Origin of the sequence: Streptomyces sp. NBC_01267 (assembly GCF_036241575.1) — a bacterium.
In the GTDB taxonomy this organism is placed as follows: Bacteria; Actinomycetota; Actinomycetes; order Streptomycetales; family Streptomycetaceae; genus Streptomyces.
Map to the genome: position 1 here is coordinate 1359802 of NZ_CP108455.1, position 20702 is coordinate 1380503.

Here is a 20702-nt window from a genome sequence, read left to right on the forward strand (position 1 = left end):
GCCCGCAGCTTTCGACACCCCGGATCCACCCACCCCATCGAAGGGACCGACAGATGAGCAACACCCCGGACCGGCCAGCCCCCTCGCGTCGCAGCGTTCTGGGGGTGGCGGGCGGCACTCTCGCGGCGGGCTTCGCGCTCGGCGGTCTCCGGCCGTTCACCGCTGCCGCCGCCACGCCCCGCCACCACGCCGGGCACGCCGGCCACGGAGCACACCTGGTGGCCGAAGCCGCCGCCACCGTGCTGCGTTACCCGGCGCCCGCGGCCGAGAACGTGATCATCCAGCAGGGGCTGCCGATCGGGAACGGCCGGATCGGCGCGCTGCTGACCGGCGACCCCGCGAACGACGTGCTCTACCTGACCGATGCCACCCTGTGGACCGGCGGGCTGAACGACAGCCTCCAGGGCGACGGCCAGTTCCCGTACGACGCCGACAACTTCGGCAGTTTCACGCTGCTGGCCAAGGCCACGCTCCAGCTGCCCGGCCATGACCTGTCCAAGGTCACCGGCTACCGCCGCACCCTCGATCTCAGCAACGGCCTCAGTACGGTCACCTACACGCTGGGCGGTGTCGACTACCGGCGCGAGGTGTACGCGAGCCACCCCGACGACGTCGTCGTCGTCCGCCTGACGCAGAGCGGCGGGGGCACGTACACGGGGTCGCTCACCCTCGGCGGGTGGCACGGCGAGACGACCACGGGTGACGCCGCCGGGAAGGCCGCGTCGTTCACCGGCAAGTTCGCCAACGGCCTGGCCTACGCGGCGACGGCGAGCGCCACGAGCGCGACCGGCACGGTGGCCGTGGACGGCGCCCGGGTCACCTTCACCGGCTGCGACGAGGTACTCGTCCTCCTCACCGGCGGCACGAACTACTCCCGCGACGCCTCCACCGGCCACAAGGACCCGGCGGCCGACCCGGGAGCCATCGCCGCGAGCAGGCTGCGGGCCGCCGCGAAGGCCGGTGGCCCCGCGCTGCTGCGCACGCATCTCGCCGACTACCAGCCGCTGTTCAACCGGATGACGGTCGACCTGGGTACCTCCACCGATGCGCAGCGCTCCCTCGACACCGCGGCCCGGCTCAGCGCGCTGGGCGCCACCGGCGCGCCCGCCGACCCGGAACTGGAGGCCGCCTACCTGCAGTTCGGCCGCTATCTGATGATCAGCGGCTCGCGCGACAGCGTGCCGCTCAACCTCCAGGGGCTGTGGATCGACCGCACGGACCCGGACTGGATGGGCGACTACCACACGGACATCAATGTCCAGATGAACTACTGGCTGGCCGACCGCGCGGGCCTGTCCGACTGTTTCGACGCGTTCCTCGACTACTGCGTCACCCAGGTGCCGTCCTGGACGGTGACCACGCAGAAGACGTTCAACGACCCGCGCAACGGGTTCCGCAACTCCAGCGGGAAGATCGCCGGCTGGACGACCGCCATCTCCACCAATGTCTACGGCGGCATGGGCTGGTGGTGGCACCCGGCCGGGAACGCCTGGCTGTGCAACTCGCTCTGGCAGCACTACGAGTACACCCAGGACCGCGAGGAACTCAAGAAGATCTACCCCCTGCTCAAGGGCGCCTGCGAGTTCTGGGAGGCGCGGCTGATCACCACGACCGTCACCGACCCGGACACCGGCGCCTCCCGCCAGGTCCTCATCGACGACAGCGACTGGTCGCCGGAGCAGGGCCCGACCGACGCCAAGGGCATCACCTACGCCCAGGAACTGGTCCGTGACCTCTTCGCGAGCTACCGCACCGCGGCCGGGCTGCTCTCCAAGGACGCCGCCTACGCGAAGACCATCGCCACTCTCCAGTCCCAGCTGTACATGCCGCAGGTCAGCCCGGAGACCGGCTGGCTGGAGGAGTGGATGACCCCGGCGAACCTCGGTGAGACGGCGCACCGCCACCTCTCGCCGCTGATCGGGCTGTTCCCCGGGGACCGGATCACCCCCCAGGACAGCCCGGCGGCGCTGGTCACCGGCGTACGCAATCTGCTCACGGCGCGCGGGATGGAGAGCTTCGGCTGGGGCTGCGCCTGGCGCGCGGCCAGCTGGGCGCGGCTCAAGGACGCGGACAAGGCGTACCAGCTGGTGCGTACGGTCATGAAGCCGTCCACCGGCGGCAGCAACGGCACCTCGCCGAACCTCTTCGACATGTACGACCTCGGCTCCCGGGCCACCCTCCAGATCGACGCGAACTTCGGCGCCCCGACCGCGATGATCGAGATGCTGGTCTACTCCCGGCCCGGGGTGGTCGAGCTGCTTCCCGCGCTGCCCGACGCCTGGGCCGCGGCGGGCCGGATCACCGGTGTCGGTGCCCGTGGCGGGATCACCGTGGATCTGCAGTGGAGCGCGGGGAAGGTCACCCAGGCCGTCCTGCGCAGTTCGGTGAGCACGACCACCGAGGTGCGGGCCGGGAGCTGGCACCGCACGGTCCAGCTGAAGGCGGGCCGGGAGGTCACGCTGCGGCCGTGACGTGTGCGGGACCGGCGGTGACCCGGTGCGCCGCCCTGAGGGAGGCGGTGCACCGGGCGGTACGGCGGCAACATATAATTGCGCTATGCATCTATCTCCGGTCCCCGACGAGCAGCGGATCGAGGACGCCGCCCGAGGGCTCCTGCGAGGCATCGGGCGGCTCTCCCAAGCGCTCTTCCGGTCCGGGGAGTTCGGGCTGCCGCGCAGCCATGTCGCCGTACTCGACGCCCTGGAGCCGGAGGCGCGCCGGGTCACCGGGATCGCCGCCTACACCGGCATCGCCCAGCCCCGGGTGACCGTCGTCCTCCAGGAGCTGGAGGAGCGCGGGCTCATCGAGCGGGAGCGCTGCTCCCGGGACCGGCGCGTCGTGGAGGCGTCGCTCACGCCCGCGGGCGCAGAGCTGCTGGAGCGGGCGCGGCAGCGGATGGCCGCCGCCCTCCTCGAAGGGCTGCGGTCATCCGCTGCCGTCGACGATCCGGAGCGGTCCGTGGGCCTGGCCCGGGATGCGGTGTCCACCCTTCTGCACGCCGTCGAACCGGAGGTCAGTTGACCACCTCAGCCACCGAAGCCCTGGACCCCGCCACCGGACAGGAGGCGGGCCGCCCACCCCGTACGGGAGGTGCCGTCGCACCCCGCCGGGTCGGCGGGCCGAGACGCTGGTGGGACGGGGTACTGGCAGCCGACCCCGGTCTGGGCCAACTGCAGGCCGGCTGGCGCTCGTTGGTCTCGATCACCACCGGCCTCGCGGTCGGGTACGGGATGTCCGTCCTGCTGACCCTGCCGGCCATGCTCGGCATGATGGTCGGCGGCATGATGGGGCTGATGAGCGCGTTCGCCATAGCCGAGAACACCCCGCTCCGGCTGACCCGCTCCATCCTGTGGATGCCGTTCCCCTACTCCGCCGTGCTGCCGCTCACCGCGTGGCTGCACGACGACCGTGCGCTGGAACTCACCCTGATGGTGGTGGCGCTCGCGCTGACCTTCTTCCTCGCGCGGTTCGGGTCGCTGGCGCTGCTCACCGGCATGATGCTCTTCAACTCCTTCATGGTCGGCGTGATGGCGGACATCCCGCTGAACCTGTGCGGGAAGCTCTTCGTCGTGGCCCTGGTGACCTCGGCGGCCGTCCTCGCCGCCCGGCTGCTGCTCTGCTGTCCGATGCCGCGGGAGGATCTGCTCCGTACCCAGCGCGCGTTCGTCGTCGAGGCCCGCAGGGTGGGCGACGCGGCCATCGCCGCGCTGGACCCCGACGCCGGCCCCGCCGCCCCGGACGCCGCGGTCAAGCGGATGCGGCGGAGCCTGCGCCGTCTCAACATCACCACCGTCACCATCGACGGCCGCCTCGCCCAGCCCGAGGTCGCCGCCGACCCGCACACCGCCGAACTGCTCCACCAGTACCTCTTCGACGCCGAACTCGCCCTGCAGGGCATCGGCCAGGCGGTGCAGCGGCTGGCCCGGCTGTCCGTCCCCCCGCATCTGCGCGAGGCGCTGGTCGTGGCACTGGTCGTCGCCCGCGACACCCCGCTCGGCCGGGCCGACGCGCTGCACCCGGCGGCCCGGCTCATCCAGCAGCAGGCCGGTGACGTCCTCGCCGATCCGGACTGCGGCCCCGAGGACGCCGAGGCCGCGGTACTGGCCCGTCGCGTCGGCCATCTGCTGGATTCACTCGCCGACGCCCTCGCGCACTGGCTCGACCTCGGCTGGAACGCGCCGCGGGCGCGGGCGAAGGTCCCCTTCCGGCCCACGGTCGCGCTGGAACAGAACCGCCCGGCCGGAACCGGCGCCGTCGCCCGGCGGATCGCGGCGGCCCAGGAACTGACGGGATGGCAACGAGTCGTCCCGTACGTACGGGTGCCGCTGCACGCGGCGGTGGCCTGCGCCATCGTCTGCCCGATCACCGACGCCATCGACCCCCGGCGCTTCTACTGGGGCCTGGTCGGCGTCATGATCACGCTGTTCGGCACCAACACCACGCACGAACGCCTGCGCAAGCTCGCCCACCGGATGGCCGGCACGGTGGCCGGCGCGGTGATCGGCATCTGGCTGCTCCGGCTGATCGGCCCCGGACACCTCTACTGGACGCTGCTGGTCATCGTGGCGGGGCTGACCCTCGGCGCCTGGGGCATGCAACGCCAGTACGCCTACTGGGTCGTGGGGCTCGTCACGGCTCTCGTCCAGCTGTACGGCATGTCCACCCCGTACAGCGGCATGGACCACCTGCTGGCCGAGCGTCTGCTGGACAACGGGCTCGGCATCCTCGTCGCCACCGCCTGCGCGGCGCTGATCTTCCCGCTCAGCACCCGGAAGATCGCCCAGGAGGCCGACCGGGGCTATGTCGCGGCGCTGGAGCACCTGGTGTCCCAGATCCAGCAGCGGTGGGCGGACCCGGAGGCCCCGGTCCGGCTGCGCGGCGCGGCCCGCGGGGTCGACGCGGCGCTGTTCCAGGTCCGCGGTGTGGCCCGGCCGCTGGTCCGGATGCCGCTGGGCGTACGGGGGCGTGGTGCCGAGAACCGGCTCGCGCTCCTCGCCACGGCCACCGCGCACGCGCGGGCGCTCGCCGCGGCGGCCGACGTCGACATCGACCTCGGGCCCCGGCTCACCGGTCACGCCGAACGGATCACCCGGACCTTCCTGGAGTCCCTGCACGCGCTCGACCGGCACTTCTCGACCGGTGAACCGGGCGGCACCTGGGTGCGGGTGAGCCCGCTGGTGCGGGAGCTCGAAGCGCAACTGCGGGCCCCGGCCGGGCCGCGCGCCGACCGGCTGCACACCGCGCTCAGGGAACTGGCGGCGCTGGACGAGGTGCTGGCGGGATTCGCCGAGGGCCTCGGGCTGCGGGCCGTCGCCGCGTCCGCCGACCGGCGGCCGGCACCCGCCGAAGTTCCCCGGGTACCGGCCGCCACGCCGCAGGAACGCCGTACCCAGGAGGTCCTGGCGGCCTGGGCGGTACACACCCGGCGGGCCGACGAGCGGAAGCCGGACCGGGCGCCGGAAGCCCGCGGACCGGGCGCGGCCGACGCCGCGCCCCCGGTGGCGACGGACACATTGGTCTCTTCGCCGGATGCCGGACCGGGCGCGGTGGCCATCGCGCGTACGGAGAACGCCGGACGGGAACGGACGCGCGGCGCAGGAGGTCCGGTCACGGTCAGCGGTTCCCTGCGGTGCCCGGACCACCCCGCCGACTGCGACGCGTGGATCACGGTGGTCGGCGCCCGCGGCAAGCGCCGGGCAGGGGTACGCGCGGTCGCCGGGCGCTACCGGATCACCGGTCTGGAGCCCGGCACCTACACGCTCATCGCCGCCGGTTCGTCGCACGCCCCGCGCGCCGAGTTCCTCACGGTGGAGCTCGCGGCGGGCGAGATGCACCACGACATCCTGCTGAAGTCCGCGTCACAGCAGTGAGCCCGGGTCCGGCGGGCCCGCGCCCGCCGGACCCGGTTCGTCAGTCCTGTGTCCGCGGTCCCTGGTCCGGCGCCGCGTGCCGGTCGCGGGCGGCGCCGACACCGATGACCGCCTGCGGCACCAGCAGCACGATGAGCAGCACCAGCGGCACCGTCCAGCTGTCGCTCACCTGGTGCACGGCGCCCAGGGCGAGCGGCCCGGCCGCGGCCAGCAGATAGCCGCAGCACTGCGCCATGCTCGACAGCTGGGCGGCGTGCCGGCCGTCCGGTGCCCGCTCCACGATGAACAGCATGGCCAGCGAGATGGCCGCGCCCTGGCCGAGCCCGAGCAGCACCATCCAGAGGTACGCCGCGCCCACCGGAGCGACGATCAGCCCGGCGAAACCGGCCACGGTCAGCACGGCGCCGACCGTGGCCAGCAGTCCGGGACGCACCCCGCGCGAGGCGAGGACCGGGGTGAAGAACGCCCCGGCGATCCCCAGCAAGCTGGAGAAGGAGAGCATCCACCCGGCGGTGCCCTCCGCCATTCCCGCACTGCTCAGAATGGTCGGCAGCCATGCGGCGGCGGCGTAGTACGAGAGGGACTGCAGGCCCATGTAGCCCGCGACCAGCCAGGCGACCGGGTGGCGCCAGAGCCCCCGGACCGGGTGCGCGGCGCCGCTCGCCTCGGCCGCGGTGGGGCGGCTGTGGCGCCGGAGCTGCGGGGCCCAGACGAGCACCGCCAGTACCGCCAGCAGCCCCCACAGGGCGAGCGTGGTGCGCCAGTCCAGGTGGGCGGCGTGCTCGACGGGAACGGTGATGCCGGCCGCCAGTGCGGCTCCGCCGAACAGCGACATCGAGTAGAGGCCCGTCATCAGGCCGACCCGGTCGGGGAAGTCGCGCTTGATGACTCCGGGCAGCAGGACGTTGGCGACGGCGATGCCCGCACCGACGATCACGGTGCCGCCGAGCAGCGCGGCCATCGACGGGATCAGCCGCAGCGCGGTTCCGGCGCAGATCAGCACCATGGTGCCGAGGAGGGCGGGTTCCATGCCGAACCTGCGTCCCAGCCGTGGTGCGAAGGGGGCCAGCAGTCCGAAGCAGAGCAGCGGCAGGGTGGTCAGCAGCCCGACGGCGGTGGCGGACATGCCGGTGTCGGTGCGGATGGTGTCGAGCAGCGGGGAGGCGGCGACCAGGGCCGGGCGCAGATTCAGGGCCAGGACGATCACGCCGAAGGCGAGGAGCCCGCCGGGCCGTACGCCGGAGGCCGGTGCGGACGGTATGCGCTCCTGCTGCCGGTGCGTCGCGGCCTGCTGCGTGCGGGCATTCTTCATGAGCCGGCTCCGGTGTTCTCGCCGGGCAGCGGATCCGCGTCCTGCAGGGTCCGTACGGAGGCGATGGTCTCGTTGATGTAGTTCTCGACACAGCCGATGGCCCGGTCGGCGTCGCCCGCTTCGATCGCGTCCACGAGGGCGGCGTGCGAGTCCAGTTGGAAGCGCGGCCCGTCCGGCAGCGGGGCATGGGCGACGGAGGTGACCGCGGCGCGCAGCCCCTCGGTGAGATGGCCGTACAGATCGGCGAGCATGCCGTTGTGCGCGGCGGCGACGACCGCCTGGTGGAAGGTGACGTCCGCGTCGACGAACCTCCCGGTATCGGGGTCCTGCCGGGCCTCGTCACGCCGGCGCAGGGCGGCACGCAGCGCGGTCACGTCCTCGGGGGTACGGCGTTCGGCCGCCAGCCGGGCGGCGTCGCGCTCCAGTCCGGCACGGACCTCCAGCGCCTCCAGATGGCTCGCCCGGCGCAGCCGCCGCAGCAGCGCGGCACCGAGATCGTCGGCGGCGCGTACATAGGTCCCGTCCCCCTGGCGCGGCTCCAGCATGCCGCTGTGGACGAGTGCGCGTACGGCCTCGCGCACGGTGTTGCGCCCGACACCGAGCAGTTCCACCAGGACCGGCTCGGCGGGAATCTTCGTACCGACCGGCCACTCCCGGGATTCGATCAGGGTCTGCAGCTGGTCGATCACCCGTCCGACCAGGCTGGAGCGCTCCGTCGCGCGCAGCGGCATGTCCACCTCCAGATTGAATAACTCCCATCAACCTAACATCCCATGTTTGAATCCATGGGTGTACGGGGTCGGGTGAAACAGGAAGGAAGGCAGCGGATGGCGAGCCGGACAGCCCCGAGGGCAACCCGGCGGGGCCGGTCCGCCCGCCCGCGCCGGACCCGGCCGGTCAGGCGGGTGTCAGTGGTCCGCCCCAGTCGGGCACCGCGCCCACGAGCTGGCACACCATGAGGTAGAGCGGGATCGGCGGCGTGTAGGGCAGGGAGTCCTCCGGCCAGTGGAGCAGGCGGGGACGTGACGCCGGGGCGTAGGCGCCGGGGGCGTAGCGCACCTGCGAAGGCCAGGCGAGTTCGAGGTCGGACCCGGCGGGGACGATCCACCACCACCAGTCGTCGTCGGCGAACACGCAGCCCGGGTTGGGAAGCCGCGCCAGCAGCCGGAATCCGTGGTGGTCGGGCACGCCCACCGCGTCGCAGCCGAGCGGGGTGGAGAGCGCCGGGACGCGCGCGAGCGCGTTCCTCAGCACGGCCGCCCCGCGTCGCGCTCCAGCTCCGCCCAGACCAGCCTGCCGGGGCCGTGCACCGCCTCGCGCACCCCCCAGGAGCTGCTCACGGCGTCGACCAGCAGCAGACCCCTGCCGTGCTCCCCCTCGGGGGTGCGGCAGAGCTGCGGACCGGCGGAGGCGTGCCCCTGGTCCTGTATCGCGATGCGCAACTGGCCGCCGTTGTCACGGAGTTCACAGGCGATGTGATCACCCGCCGTGTGCACGACCGCGTTGGTGACCAGTTCCGAGATGATCAACAGCGCGGTATCGCTGGCATCCTCGGAGAAGTCCCAGCAGGCGAGCCGATTCCGTGCCAGGCGACGGGCGCGGGCGACGGAGTCGGTACGTGCTGGTAATTCGAATGCGTAGCGCCGTACGTCACTCCCGGGGCACCGGTCGATGAGCTGGGGGATGAGCGCGGTGCCTGGAGCCACAGCCGAAATCCTCACGGTGGGGGGTACCGCGACTGCCGCGCCATCCCCCATGGGCGCACGCCAGTCGCGTGAACTGCTTCGCCCGTCTACTCTCCTCCGTATCGGACACCTTGGCAAGAGGCACTTTGAAATGTTCAGAGTGGCGTTTCATGGACGGGACGGGCATGGCAGACTGCTGGACAACTGCCCATGTGGAGGTCTCAGTTGAGTGAGCCGCGGTCCGCCCCGACCGTCGGCCAGGTCGTGCTCGGCAAGCGCCTGCAAGTACTGCGCGAGCAAGCCGACTTGAGTCGCGAACAGGCTGCCAAGGTACTCCGGGTCGCCCCGGCCACCATCCGTCGGATGGAGACCGCCGAGGTGGCGCTGAAGATCCCCTATGTGCAGTTACTGCTGAAGGCGTACGGGAACAACGAGGCCGAGACCGACGCGTTCGTCGAGCTCGCCGAAGAGGCCAACCAGCCCGGCTGGTGGCAGAGGTTCCACGGGATCCTGCCCGACTGGTTCAGCATGTACGTCAGCCTGGAGGGCGCCGCGGCGCTCATCAGGCAGTACGAGCCGCACTTCGTTCCCGGCCTGCTCCAGACGGAGGGGTACGCGCGCGCCGTCATGATGAGCGGCGCGGTCGGCGAGACCCGGCCGGAGGACATCGAGCGGCACGTCGCGCTGCGCATGGAGCGGCAGTCGCTGCTGACGCGGCCGGATGCTCCGACACTGTGGGTCGTGATGGACGAAACGGTGCTCCGGCGTCACGCGGGCGGCCCCGACGTCATGCGGGGGCAGGTCGACAAGCTGCTGCAGGTCGCCGAACTGCCTCATGTCACCCTGCAGATCGCGGAATTCGCGAGCGGACACCACCCGGGGACCTACGGCCCCTTCGTGCTGTTCCGGTTCGCCGTTCCCGAACTGCCCGACATGGTCTACAGCGAGTACCTGACCGGCGCCGTCTACCTCGACTCACGTCCGGAGGTGGCGGCCCACCTGGAGGTCATGGACCGCATGGCGGCTCAGGCCGCGACTGCACAACGCACGAAGGAGATCCTCAAGGATTTCCGCAAGGAGCTGTAATGGATCGCATATACAACGGCATGCCCGCCGCGGACCTCGGTGCCGAGGGCTGGCACAAGCCATGGAGCGGCGGCAACGGCGGCAACTGCGTGGAGGCCATGAAGCTGGCCGACGGCAGGGTCGCCGTACGCCAGTCGACCGACCCTGAAGGCCCCGCGCTCATCTACTCCACCGGCGAGATCGCCGCGTTCATCCAGGGGGCCAAGTCCGGCCAGGCCGACTTCCTCCTCACCTGACTACTGCACCTTTTGTCCGTATCGCCTTCCACTTCTGGAGCGTCACATGACCGGAGCAGAGCCCGCATCCGTCCACATCGACACCAGCAAGCCCCATCCCGCGCGGATGTACGACTGGTTCCTGGGCGGCAAGGACAACTACCCGGTCGATCAGGAGATGGCCGAGCAACTGCTCGCCCTGGATTCGCGGGGCAGGGAGATGGCGCGGGTCAACCGGGCGTTCATGCACCGCGCGACCCGCTGTCTCGCGGAGAGCGGCATGCGTCAGTTCCTGGACGTCGGCACCGGCATACCGACCGAGCCCAATCTCCACCAGATCGCCCAGCGGTCCGCGCCGGACGCCCGGATCGTCTACTGCGACAACGACCCGATCGTGCTGGCGCACGCCGCGGCGCTGCTGCACTCCTCCCCCGAGGGGGCGACCGACTACATCCAGGCGGACGCGCGTGAACCCGCCACCATCATCGAAGCGGCCGGGAAGATCCTCGACTTCGACCGGCCGATCGCGCTCTCCCTGGTGGCCCTGCTGCACTTCGTGGCCGACGAGGACGCGTACGACCTGGTGAACCGGCTGATGGAGCCGCTGGCGTCCGGCAGTTGTCTCGTGCTCTCGCACGTCACGGGGGACTTCGACCCGGAGGGTTCGGCGAAGGCCGCGGCGATGTACCGCGCCAGGGGCCTGACCCTGCGGCCCCGTTCGCGCGAGGAGACGGCCCGGTTCTTCGCGGACTTCGAGCTGATCGAGCCGGGGGTCTCGCTGGCCGCCGAGTGGCGGCCGGAGCTCGGTGAGCCCGTGCCGGTCGCGGGCGACGACCCGATCCCCGGTTGGGTGGGCGTCGCCCGCAAGCGCTGACCTGCCGGGCTTCCCGCAGCCTCAGAGGCCGTCCGGCACCTTCTCAGTGGCCCCGCGCCAGCCATTCCGGCAGGCTCGGGGCCTCCGCGCCGATCGTGGTGGAGTCACCGTGGCCGGTGCACACCACCGTGTCGCCGTCCAGTGCCAGCAGCCGGTCGCGGATGGACGCGACGATCGTCGGGTAGTCCGAGAACGAACGTCCCGTCGCGCCGGGCCCGCCCTGGAAGAGCGTGTCCCCGGTGAAGACGGTGGCCAGCTCGGGGGCGTACAGACAGACCGCACCCGGCGCGTGACCCGGTGTGTGCAGCACCGTCAGCCCGGTGCCCGCGACGGAGAGGGTCTGTCCGTCGGTGAGTTCACCGTCGGGGAGCCGGTCCGGGTGCGTCATCTTCCACAGCGGCAGATCGTCCGGGTGCAGCAGGATCGGTGCCCCGGTCGCGGCGGCGAGTGCGGGCGCCGCGTCGATGTGGTCGTTGTGCGCGTGCGTGCAGATGATGGCGCGCAGCGTACGGCCGCCGAGCGCGTCCTCGATGGCGGCGGCGTCGTGGGCGGCGTCGATGACGACCGCCTCCCGGTCGTCGCCGACGATCCAGACGTTGTTGTCGACGTCCCAGGTGCCGCCGTCGAGCGAGAAGGTCCCGGAGGTGACGAGACGGTCGATGCGGGCCGCCATCAGAACTCCACCACCGAGCGCAGCACATCGCCCTCGTGCATCCGCGCGAAGGCGTTCTCCACCTCGTCGAGCCGGATGGTCTCGGTGACGAAGGCGCCGAGGTCGATCCGGCCCTGCTGGTGCAGGTCGACGAGCATCGGGAAGTCACGGGACGGCAGGCAGTCCCCGTACCAGGAGGACTTGAGCGCGCCGCCGCGTCCGAAGACGTCGATGAGCGGGAGTTCCAGCCGCATCTCCGGCGTCGGGACGCCCACCAGGACGACCGTCCCCGCCAGGTCACGGGCGTAGAAGGCCTGCTGGTACGTCTCGGGGCGGCCGACCGCCTCGATCACGACGTCCGCGCCGAAGCCGCCGGTGAGTTCGCGGATCGCCTCGACCGGGTCCGTCGTACGGGAGTTGACGGTGTGCGTGGCCCCCATCTTCACGGCGGTCGCGAGCTTCTTGTCGTCGATGTCGACGGCGATGATCCGGGCCGCTCCGGCGAGCCGGGCGCCGACGACGGCCGCGTCACCGACGCCGCCGCAGCCGATGACCGCCACCGAGTCGCCGCGTCCGACCTGTCCGGTGTTGATGGCGGCGCCGATGCCGGCCATCACCCCGCAGCCGAGGAGCCCGGCGACGGCCGGGGACACGGCCGGGTCGACCTTGGTGCACTGGCCGGACGCGACGAGCGTCTTCTCGGCGAAGGCGCCGATGCCCAGCGCCGGGGTGAGCACCGTTCCGTCGGTGAGGGTCATCTTCTGCTTCGCGTTGTGCGTGTCGAAGCAGTACTGCGGCCGGCCGCGCAGACAGGCCCGGCACTGGCCGCACACCGCGCGCCAGTTGAGGATCACGAAGTCGCCGGGGGCCACGTCGGTGACGCCCGCGCCCACCGACTCGACGATCCCCGCCGCCTCGTGCCCGAGCAGGAACGGGAAGTCGTCGTTGATCCCGCCCTGCTGGTAGTGGAGGTCCGTGTGGCAGACGCCGCAGGCCTGGACCTTGACCACGGCCTCGCCGGGGCCCGGGTCCGGGACCAGGATCGTCTCCACGCGGAGAGGTTCGTTCTTGCCTGGGGCCACAACCCCTTGGACCTGCTGCGTCATGCCGTCAACAGCCTTCCGTGTCACCGAGCGGTATGTCGGTTCAGTCTCCCAGGCCCTGACGCTCCGCGGCGACGGCGGCGACCCGGCCGCGCACCAGGAACCAGCCGCCGACCAGCGCCGCGGCGATCAGCGGCAGGCACTCCACGGTCGTACGGCCCACTCCCCCGCCCCACCACATCAGGAACGCCACGACGACCAGGAAGCAGAGGGTGACGATCTGGGTGTACGGGGCCCACGGCAGCCGGTACGCCGGACGGCTGACCCGGCCCTCCCGCGAACGCTGCCAGAAGAGCAGCGAGCAGAGCATGACCATGCCCCAGGTGCCCAGGATGCCGATCGAGGCGAAGTTGAGGACGATCTCGAACGCCTTGCCGGGGACGAGGTAGTTGAGCACGACACCCAGCACACCGAAGCCCGCGGTGAGCAGGATGCCGCCGTAGGGCACCTGCCCCTTGTTCATCCGGCCGGTGAACCGGGGCGCGGACCCGGCGAGCGCCATCGAGCGCAGGATGCGGCCGGTGGAGTACAGGCCGGAGTTGAGGCTGGAGAGCGCGGCGGTCAGCACGACCAGGTTCATCACCCCGGCCGCCCCCGGTACGCCGATCTTGGCGAGCACGGTCACGAAGGGGCTCTCGCCGTCGGAGTACGCGGTGTACGGGAGCAGCAGCGCCAGGAGCACCACGGAGCCGACGTAGAAGATGCCGACCCGCCACATGATCGAGTTGATGGCCTTGGGGATGATCTTCGCGGGGTTCTCCGTCTCGCCCGCGGCCACGCCGCACAGTTCGACGGAGGCGTAGGCGAAGACGACGCCCTGGATGACCAGCAGCATCGGCATCATGCCCTTGGGGAAGATGCCCCCGTTGTCGCCGATGGTGGCGATCCCGGGGGTGTGCCCGTCGACCTGGTGCTGGGTGACCACCAGGTAGATGCCGATGCACATGAAGGCGACCAGCGCCGCGACCTTGATGATCGCGAACCAGAACTCCATCTCGCCGAAGTAGCGGACCGAGATGAGGTTGGCGGTGAGCACCACGGCCAGCGCGACCAGGGCGCAGACCCACTGCGGGACCGAGCTGAACATCGCCCAGAAGTGGGCGTAGGTCGCGGCGGCCGTGATGTCGGCGACCGCGGTGGTCGACCAGTTGAGGAAGTACAGCCAGCCCGCGGTGTAGGCACCCTTCTCGCCCATGAACTCACGGGCGTAGCTGACGAACGCGCCGGAGGACGGACGGTAGAGCACGAGCTCGCCGAGCGCCCGTACGACGAAGAAGGCGAACGCGCCGCAGATCGCGTAGGCGATGGCCAGCGAGGGGCCCGCGCCTGCCATCCGGCCGCCCGCGCCGAGGAAGAGACCGGTGCCGATGGCGCCACCGATGGCGATCATGTTGATGTGGCGGGACTTCAGGTCTTTGCTGTAGCCCTCGTCTCCGGCATCGACGTGCGGAGAGGGAACGACTGCTTCCGCGGTGATGGTGCGGTCACTCATGTGGTGCGTCGCCTTACGTGGGGGGACTGGACTGCCGGTGTGATGGGGGAGGACCGGCTGATCAGGGCGTCAGCGTAGAAGGGCCGTCCGTGGCCCGGGAACCGATTGCCGTCTTTTTCACAGAATGTTTGAAACCGCGCGCGGTCAGGGCGCCAGGACGTCGAGTTCCTTCAGGGCGCCGACCGCGATCTCTCTCGTGAGGTCCTCGGCGCGGTCCGCGTCGCCCTCCCGTACCGCCTCCGCGACCTGTACGTGCAGGGTCACCGCGGCGGGGTCGGGGTCGTCGAACATCACCTGGTGCTCGGTGCGTCCGGCGAGGACCTCGGCGACCACGTCACCGAGCCGCGCGAACATCTCGTTGCCCGAACCGTGCAGCACCAGGCGGTGGAAGGCGATGTCGTGGACGAGGTACGCGGGCAGCTGCTGGCCGCGGGAGGTGGCGACCATGCCGAGCGCCTGCTCGGTCAGGGCGGCGCACTGCTCCGGTGTGGCGTGCCGGGCGGCGAGCCCGGCCGCGACCGGTTCCACGGAGTACCGCAGGACGGTCAGCGAGCGGAGCTGGCGCGGCCGGTCGGCCCCGGCCAGCCGCCACCGGATGACCTGCGGGTCGTAGACGTTCCACTCCTCGGTGGGCCGGACGGTCACCCCGACCCGGCGCCGGGACTCCACGAGCCGCATCGACTCCAGGACGCGGACCGCCTCGCGGATCACCGTGCGGGAGACCTCGAAGCGCTGGGCGAGCTCGTCGGTCCGCAGCACGCTGCCCGGCGGGTACTCCCCCGAGGTGATCGAGGGACCGAGATTGCCCAGCACATGGGCGTGCAGCCCCGGGCCCTGATTGGTCATGGGCTCACCCTACGATGCGCATCGCGTTCACATTACGTATGACTTTTAGGTCACAACCTCTTGAATAAGTCGTACCTAATGGGTTTCAGTATCGCGACGGACCCATGTCGAAGAAGACGAGGCACCACCGATGAGCACCCCGAAAGTCGTCGTCCTGATGGGCGTGGCAGGGACCGGCAAGACCACGATCGGTCCGCTGCTCTCCGCCGCACTGGGCGTTCCGTACGCCGAGGGCGACGACTTCCACCCGCCGGCGAACATCGCCAAGATGGCCGCCGGCACACCCCTCCAGGACGCGGACCGGTGGCCCTGGCTCGATGCGATAGGCCAGTGGGCACACGGCCGGGCGGGGCTCGGCGGGGTGGTCAGCAGCTCGGCGCTCAAGCGTTCCTACCGGGACCGCCTGCGCGCCGAGGCGCCGGGCATCGTCTTCCTGCATCTGACCGGCGACCGCGCCCTGATCGAGGAGCGGATGGCGGAGCGCAAGGGCCACTTCATGCCCACCGCGCTCCTGGACTCGCAGTTCGCCGCGCTCCAGCCGCTGGAGCCGGACGAGACCGGCGTCGCCGTCGACATCTCAGGCACGCCTGAGGACATCACCGAGCGGGCCGTGGCAGCGCTGCGCCGCCTCGGTCAGTAGCACCCTCTACCCACCGTACGAACTCGAAGGAATCCACGTGTCCAGTCTCAGCGTCGAGATGCTGGCAGCGGACGTAGCGCCGATATCCTCGGCCGGTCACGCCCAGTTGGGGATAGCCGTCCTCGCGGGCATCGCCGTCATCGTTCTGCTCATCACGAAGTTCAAGCTCCACGCGTTCCTGTCGCTGACCATCGGCTCGCTCGTGCTGGGAGCGGTCGCGGGCGCCCCGCTCGACAAGGTCATCCTCAGCTTCACCGGGGGGCTCGGCTCCACGACCGCGAGCGTCGGTGTGCTGATCGCGCTCGGTGCCATCCTCGGCAAGCTCCTCGCGGACTCCGGCGGCGCCGACCAGATCGTCGACACCATCCTCGCGAAGGCGAGCAGGCGCAGCATGCCCTGGGCGATGGTGCTCATCGCGGCCATAGTCGGTCTGCCGCTCTTCTTCGAGATCGGCATCGTGCTGCTGATCCCGGTGGTGCTGCTGGTCGCCAAGCGTGGCAACTTCTCCCTGATGCGCATCGGCATCCCGGCGCTGGCCGGTCTGTCCGTGATGCACGGCCTCATTCCGCCGCACCCCGGCCCGCTGGTGGCCGTGGACGCCGTGCACGCCAACCTGGGTCTCACGCTCGCACTCGGGGTGGTCGTCGCCATCCCGACCGTGATCATCGCGGGTCCGGTGTTCTCCCGCTACGCGGCCCGCTGGGTCGACATCCAGGTGCCGGACGGCATGGTTCCCGAGCGCCCCTCGGCCGACGTCAAGAAGCTGCCGAGCTTCGGCGCCACGGTGTGCACCGTGCTGCTGCCCGTCGTCCTGATGCTCGCCAAGGCGCTCGTCGACATCGTGATCGACGACCCCGCGAACACCGTCCAGCGCGTCTTCGACGTCGCCGGTTCGCCGCTGATCGCCCTGCTGGCCGCGGTGCTCGTGGCCATGTTCACGCTGGGCCGCGCGGCCGGATTCACCCGGGACCGGCTCTCGACGACCGTCGAGAAGTCGCTCGCCCCGATCGCCGGTGTGGTGCTGATCGTGGGCGCGGGCGGTGGGTTCAAGCAGACCCTGATCGACTCCGGTGTGGGGCAGATGGTCCTGGACATCTCCAAGGACTGGTCGATCCCGGCGCTGCTGCTGGCCTGGCTGATCGCCGTGGTGATCCGCCTGGCGACCGGCTCCGCGACGGTCGCGACCGTCTCCGCCGCGGGGCTGATCGCCCCGCTCGCCGCCGACATGTCCAGCGCGCACGTGTCGCTGCTGGTGCTCGCGATCGGTGCGGGTTCGCTCTTCTTCAGCCATGTCAACGATGCGGGCTTCTGGCTGGTGAAGGAGTACTTCGGCATGGACGTCGGCCAGACGGTCAAGACCTGGTCGGTGATGGAGACCCTCATCTCGGTGGTCTCGCTGATCTTCGTCCTGCTGCTTTCGATCGTCATCTAGCGCGGAGCGCGACACCCCGTACGCCTGCCGCACTCCGGAGGAAAGACACGTCATGGCACATCCACTGTTCGAGATCAGCGGCCGTACCGCCCTGGTCACCGGGTCGAGCCGGGGCATCGGCCACGCACTCGCCCGTGGGCTGCTCGAAGCGGGCTGCACCGTGGTGATCAACGGCCGGGACGAGGACCGGCTGAAGGCCGCGGCAGAGGAGCTCTCGGACACCGGGGGCACGGTGCTCACCGCCGCCTTCGACGTCACCGACGGCCCCTCGGTCGCGGCCGGGATCGCCGGGATCGAGGAGCAGGCCGGACCGCTCGACATCCTGGTCAACAACGCGGGCATGCAACTGCGCGCACCCCTGCTGGAGTTCACCGACTCCGACTGGCACCGCATCGTGGACACCAACCTCACCAGCGCCTTCCTGGTGGGCCGCGAGGCGGCCCGGCGGATGACGGAGCGCGGCTACGGAAAGATCATCAACGTCTGCTCGCTGCAGAGCGAGGTGGTCCGCCCCGGTATCGCGCCGTACGCCGCCACCAAGGGCGCGCTGAAGATGCTCACCAAGGGCATGTGCGCCGACTGGGGCCCGTACGGCATCCAGGTCAACGGTCTCGGCCCCGGCTACATCGAGACCGAGCTGACCCGGCCGCTGGTCGACGACGAGGAGTTCAGCTCCTGGGTGCGCGGCCGGACCCCGGCGGGGCGCTGGGGACGGACCGAGGACCTGGTGGGCGGGGTGCTCTACCTGGCCTCCCCGGCCGCGGACTTCGTCAGCGGCCAGATCCTGTACGTCGACGGCGGAATGACGAGTGTGCTGTGATGCGCGGATGTGTGATCCACGGGGCCGGTGACCTCCGGGTCGACGAGCTGCCCGAGCCGGTGGCCGGACCCGGCCAGGCGGTCGTCGCGGTGCGGTACGGCGGGGTGTGCGGCTCCGATCTGCACTACTGGCGCCACGGCGGCGTCGGTGACTTCCTGCTCCGCGAGCCGATGGTGCTCGGTCACGAGGTCGTCGGCACCGTGGTCGCGTACGGCGAGGGCGTCCCGGCGGTCGGGAGCCCCGCGGTCGGTACGGCCGTCGCCGTGCACCCGGCGACCCCGTGCGGGGCGTGCCCCGAGTGCCTGGACGGCCGGGCCCATGTCTGCCGGGACACCCGCTACCTGGGCAGCGCGGCCCGCATGCCGCATGTGCAGGGCGGGTTCGCGGCCCTGGTCGTGGTGCCCGCGGACCAGTTGCGGGCGCTGCCCGACGGTCTCGGACTGCGCAGGGCCGTACTGGCCGAGCCGCTGTCGGTGGCGCTGCACGCGGTGCGCCGGGCGGGGTCGGTCGAGGGCAAACACGTCCTGGTCACCGGCGCCGGGCCGATCGGCTGCCTGGTGGTCGCGGCGCTGAAGGCCGCCGGTGCGGCGGCCGTCACGGTCACCGATCTCCTGCCGCGCGCCCTGGAGTTCGCCGCCGCCGCGGGCGCGACGACCCTGGTGCGGGCCGACGATCCGGCCGATCCCGGCTGGCCCGACGAGGTGGACACGGCGATCGAGGCGTCCGGGGTGGCGGCCGGTCTGGACACCTGTCTGCGGCGGGTGCGGCGGGGCGGCACCGTCGTACAGCTGGGGATGCTCCCGCCGGGGATGAGCCCGTTCGCCGGGAACCTGGTGGTGAGCCGGGAGATCGAGCTCCGCGGGGCGTTCCGCTTCGACACGGAGTTCGACGAGGCGATCGCGCTGCTGGCGCGGGAGGCGTCGTTCGACGCGCTGGTGAGTGCGGTCGTTCCGGTGGAGCAGGCGGCGGAGGCGTTCGCGCTCGCGGCGGACCGCAGCCGGTCGTGCAAGGTGCTGGTGGACTTCGGAGCCTGAGGAGGCCCCGAAGGGTTCGAGAACGGGGTTCGAGGACGTACGCGCGACTGCCGGAAGCCGGCGGTCGCGCGTACGTCGTGCGTCAGCCGCCGGTCAGACGTGGGCGGCTTCCGCCTCCGCCACCTTGTCGAGCTGGAACGCCTCGTTGCCGAGCCCGATGCGGGCGTGCACCTCCGGCTTCCGCGAGCGGAGCACCAGGCCGTAGACAAGACCTCCGGCCAGCGCCAGGCCGATGATGGCGGGGAGCAGCCAGCTCAGTACGGAACCGGGACCGGCACTGACCAGTACGTCGAAGTCCTTGACCGTCATGAACGCGATGGCCAGCAGGGCCAGGCAGGCCAGCCCGGCGGCCACCAGCCGCCAGATCTGCGCTCCGGCCGCGCCGCGCTGCACGAAGAAGGCGATGACGGCGACGGAGGCGGCGGCCATCAGCAGGATGATGCCGAGCGCGCCGATGTTCCCCATCCAGGTGAAGAGATGCAGGACGGGAGCCGTCGGGTCACCGGTGGGCTTGCTGTCGGTCACCGCGAAGGCGATGACGACGACCAGGGAGATCACGGTCTGCAGCAGGGAACCGATGCCGGGTGCGCCGCTGCTCTTGTTCGTACGGCCGAAGGTGGCGGGCAGCAGGCCCTCGCGGCCCATCGCGAACGCGTAGCGGGCGACCACGTTGTGGAAGCTGAGCATCGCGGCGAACATTCCGGTGACGAAGAGCACGTGCAGGACGTCGGTGAAGGACTTGCCCAGTGTTCCCTCGCTGAGGCCGAAGAGGAGCCCGGGGCCGAGCTTCCCGGCCTGGGAGGCGATCGTCGACGGTCCCGCGGCGACGGTCAGCGCCCAGGAGCTGACGGCGAAGAAGAGCGCGACGAACCCGACGGCGAGGAACATCACCCGGCGCACGACGACCTGCGGGCGGCTGGTCTCCTCGGCGTACACCGGCGCCTGTTCGAAGCCGACGAACGCCGCGATGCAGAAGCAGAGCGCGGTGCCGAAGCCCGCACCGGTCAGGGTGTCAGGGTTGAAGGCGTGCAGCGAGAGGCCTTCCTTCGCCGGGTTCGCGACGGCGGCCACATCGAAGATCACCACGAGCGCGCACTCGATGAGCAGCAGGACGCCGAGCACCTTGGCATTGAGGTCGATCTTCAGCCAGGACAGCACACCGACGATCAGGACGGCCGCCAACGCCGGTACCCACCAGACCAGTTCGATGTCCAGGTAGGTGGAGAAGAGGCCGGACACCTCGAAGCCGAAGATGCCGTAGATGCCGACCTGCATGGCGCTGTAGGCGACCAGGGCGACGAAGGAGGCGCCGGCCCCCGCGGTGGCGCCGAGGCCGCGGGCGATGTACGCGTAGAACGCTCCGGCGTTGTGGACGTGCCTGCTCATCTCCGCGTACCCGACGCTGAAGAGCGCCAGCACGACGGCCAGGATGACGTAGATCAGCGGCTGGCCGACGATCCCCATCAGCCCGAAGATCGTGGGCATGACACCTGCGACCACCATCAGGGGGGCGCTCGCCGCGAGTACGGAGAGCAGCAGCCCCGCCGTCCCCAGCCGGCCGGCCCGCAGTGCCTGGTCCTGGCCCTTGAACGTTCTGATCTCGTTGATCTCGCTCGTGCTCGAACTGCCCGACGGCATGGC

General features: G+C 71.0%; 19 protein-coding genes. 10 read left to right on the forward strand and 9 right to left on the reverse strand.

Annotation, left to right across the window (positions count from 1 at the left end):
• Nucleotides 1-53 precede the first annotated feature (53 nt).
• The 3 genes from OG709_RS06325 to OG709_RS06335 all read left to right on the forward strand — a co-directional run bounded on the left by OG709_RS06325 (nt 54) and on the right by OG709_RS06335 (nt 5870).
• The gene (locus tag OG709_RS06325) at nt 54-2471 is read left to right on the forward strand and encodes a glycosyl hydrolase family 95 catalytic domain-containing protein (RefSeq protein WP_326695144.1); all 2418 of its coding nucleotides are present in this window, start codon (nt 54-56) and stop codon (nt 2469-2471) included.
• An 85-nt stretch (nt 2472-2556) separates the two neighbouring features.
• Complete coding sequence (locus OG709_RS06330) at nt 2557-3021, forward strand: MarR family winged helix-turn-helix transcriptional regulator (RefSeq protein WP_250303254.1); 465 nt, start codon at nt 2557-2559, stop codon at nt 3019-3021.
• Nucleotides 3018-5870, forward strand: coding sequence for an FUSC family protein (locus OG709_RS06335; protein WP_326695143.1), 2853 nt, complete (start codon nt 3018-3020; stop codon nt 5868-5870). Before OG709_RS06330 ends, OG709_RS06335 begins: the two co-directional genes overlap by 4 nt.
• Nucleotides 5871-5910: 40 nt before the next feature.
• On the opposite strand, the gene OG709_RS06340 is transcribed toward OG709_RS06335, so the two are convergent.
• The 4 genes from OG709_RS06340 to OG709_RS06355 form a co-directional block, all read right to left on the reverse strand.
• Entirely contained in the window at nt 5911-7182 is a 1272-nt protein-coding gene (locus OG709_RS06340; protein WP_250303253.1) for a CynX/NimT family MFS transporter, read from the reverse strand.
• The gene (locus OG709_RS06345; protein ID WP_329165190.1) at nt 7179-7913 is read right to left on the reverse strand and encodes a FadR/GntR family transcriptional regulator; all 735 of its coding nucleotides are present in this window, start codon (nt 7911-7913) and stop codon (nt 7179-7181) included. Before OG709_RS06345 ends, OG709_RS06340 begins: the two co-directional genes overlap by 4 nt.
• 166 nt (nt 7914-8079) lie before the next feature.
• On the reverse strand, nt 8080-8436 hold the full coding sequence (locus OG709_RS06350) for a hypothetical protein (protein WP_250303251.1): 357 nt from the start codon (nt 8434-8436) through the stop codon (nt 8080-8082).
• Complete coding sequence (locus OG709_RS06355; RefSeq protein WP_250303250.1) at nt 8430-8888, reverse strand: ATP-binding protein; 459 nt, start codon at nt 8886-8888, stop codon at nt 8430-8432. Before OG709_RS06355 ends, OG709_RS06350 begins: the two co-directional genes overlap by 7 nt.
• Nucleotides 8889-9092: 204 nt before the next feature.
• Here OG709_RS06355 and OG709_RS06360 point away from each other — a divergent pair, with 204 nt between their 5' ends.
• Genes OG709_RS06360 through OG709_RS06370 form a run of 3 tightly spaced genes read left to right on the forward strand, consistent with a single transcriptional unit; the run spans nt 9093 to nt 11042 of the window.
• Nucleotides 9093-9953, forward strand: a complete 861-nt coding sequence (locus OG709_RS06360; RefSeq protein WP_250303249.1) for a helix-turn-helix domain-containing protein — start codon at nt 9093-9095, stop codon at nt 9951-9953.
• On the forward strand, nt 9953-10189 hold the full coding sequence (locus OG709_RS06365; protein ID WP_250303248.1) for a DUF397 domain-containing protein: 237 nt from the start codon (nt 9953-9955) through the stop codon (nt 10187-10189). The genes OG709_RS06360 and OG709_RS06365 overlap by 1 nt, the downstream gene beginning before the upstream one ends.
• A gap of 46 nt (nt 10190-10235) precedes the next feature.
• On the forward strand, nt 10236-11042 hold the full coding sequence (locus OG709_RS06370) for an SAM-dependent methyltransferase (RefSeq protein WP_250303247.1): 807 nt from the start codon (nt 10236-10238) through the stop codon (nt 11040-11042).
• A gap of 43 nt (nt 11043-11085) precedes the next feature.
• Here OG709_RS06370 and OG709_RS06375 read toward each other — a convergent pair whose 3' ends face one another.
• The 4 genes from OG709_RS06375 to OG709_RS06390 all read right to left on the reverse strand — a co-directional run bounded on the left by OG709_RS06375 (nt 11086) and on the right by OG709_RS06390 (nt 15135).
• Nucleotides 11086-11715: an MBL fold metallo-hydrolase gene (locus OG709_RS06375; protein ID WP_250303246.1), complete on the reverse strand. Its 630-nt coding sequence runs from the start codon at nt 11713-11715 to the stop codon at nt 11086-11088.
• Nucleotides 11715-12800 carry an S-(hydroxymethyl)mycothiol dehydrogenase gene (locus OG709_RS06380; protein WP_250303245.1) on the reverse strand — a complete coding sequence of 362 codons (1086 nt, stop codon included), beginning with the start codon at nt 12798-12800 and terminating at the stop codon, nt 11715-11717. Before OG709_RS06380 ends, OG709_RS06375 begins: the two co-directional genes overlap by 1 nt.
• Before the next feature lie 40 nt (nt 12801-12840).
• A complete protein-coding gene (locus OG709_RS06385; RefSeq protein ID WP_250303244.1) occupies nt 12841-14289 on the reverse strand; it encodes an amino acid permease in 1449 nt (482 codons plus the stop codon).
• A gap of 144 nt (nt 14290-14433) precedes the next feature.
• Nucleotides 14434-15135 carry a FadR/GntR family transcriptional regulator gene (locus OG709_RS06390; protein WP_250303243.1) on the reverse strand — a complete coding sequence of 234 codons (702 nt, stop codon included), beginning with the start codon at nt 15133-15135 and terminating at the stop codon, nt 14434-14436.
• Nucleotides 15136-15265: 130 nt separating this feature from the next.
• Here OG709_RS06390 and OG709_RS06395 point away from each other — a divergent pair, with 130 nt between their 5' ends.
• The 4 genes from OG709_RS06395 to OG709_RS06410 are packed head-to-tail and all read left to right on the forward strand — an operon-like array spanning nt 15266 to nt 19061.
• On the forward strand, nt 15266-15775 hold the full coding sequence (locus OG709_RS06395) for a gluconokinase (RefSeq protein WP_250303242.1): 510 nt from the start codon (nt 15266-15268) through the stop codon (nt 15773-15775).
• Between the two features lie 37 nt (nt 15776-15812).
• Entirely contained in the window at nt 15813-17207 is a 1395-nt protein-coding gene (locus tag OG709_RS06400) for a GntT/GntP/DsdX family permease (RefSeq protein WP_250303241.1), read from the forward strand.
• A gap of 52 nt (nt 17208-17259) precedes the next feature.
• Nucleotides 17260-18027: an SDR family oxidoreductase gene (locus OG709_RS06405; RefSeq protein WP_250303240.1), complete on the forward strand. Its 768-nt coding sequence runs from the start codon at nt 17260-17262 to the stop codon at nt 18025-18027.
• Nucleotides 18027-19061 carry an L-idonate 5-dehydrogenase gene (locus OG709_RS06410; protein ID WP_250303239.1) on the forward strand — a complete coding sequence of 345 codons (1035 nt, stop codon included), beginning with the start codon at nt 18027-18029 and terminating at the stop codon, nt 19059-19061. Before OG709_RS06405 ends, OG709_RS06410 begins: the two co-directional genes overlap by 1 nt.
• A gap of 93 nt (nt 19062-19154) precedes the next feature.
• On the opposite strand, the gene OG709_RS06415 is transcribed toward OG709_RS06410, so the two are convergent.
• The gene (locus OG709_RS06415; RefSeq protein ID WP_250303238.1) at nt 19155-20699 is read right to left on the reverse strand and encodes an APC family permease; all 1545 of its coding nucleotides are present in this window, start codon (nt 20697-20699) and stop codon (nt 19155-19157) included.
• Nucleotides 20700-20702: the final 3 nt, after the last annotated feature.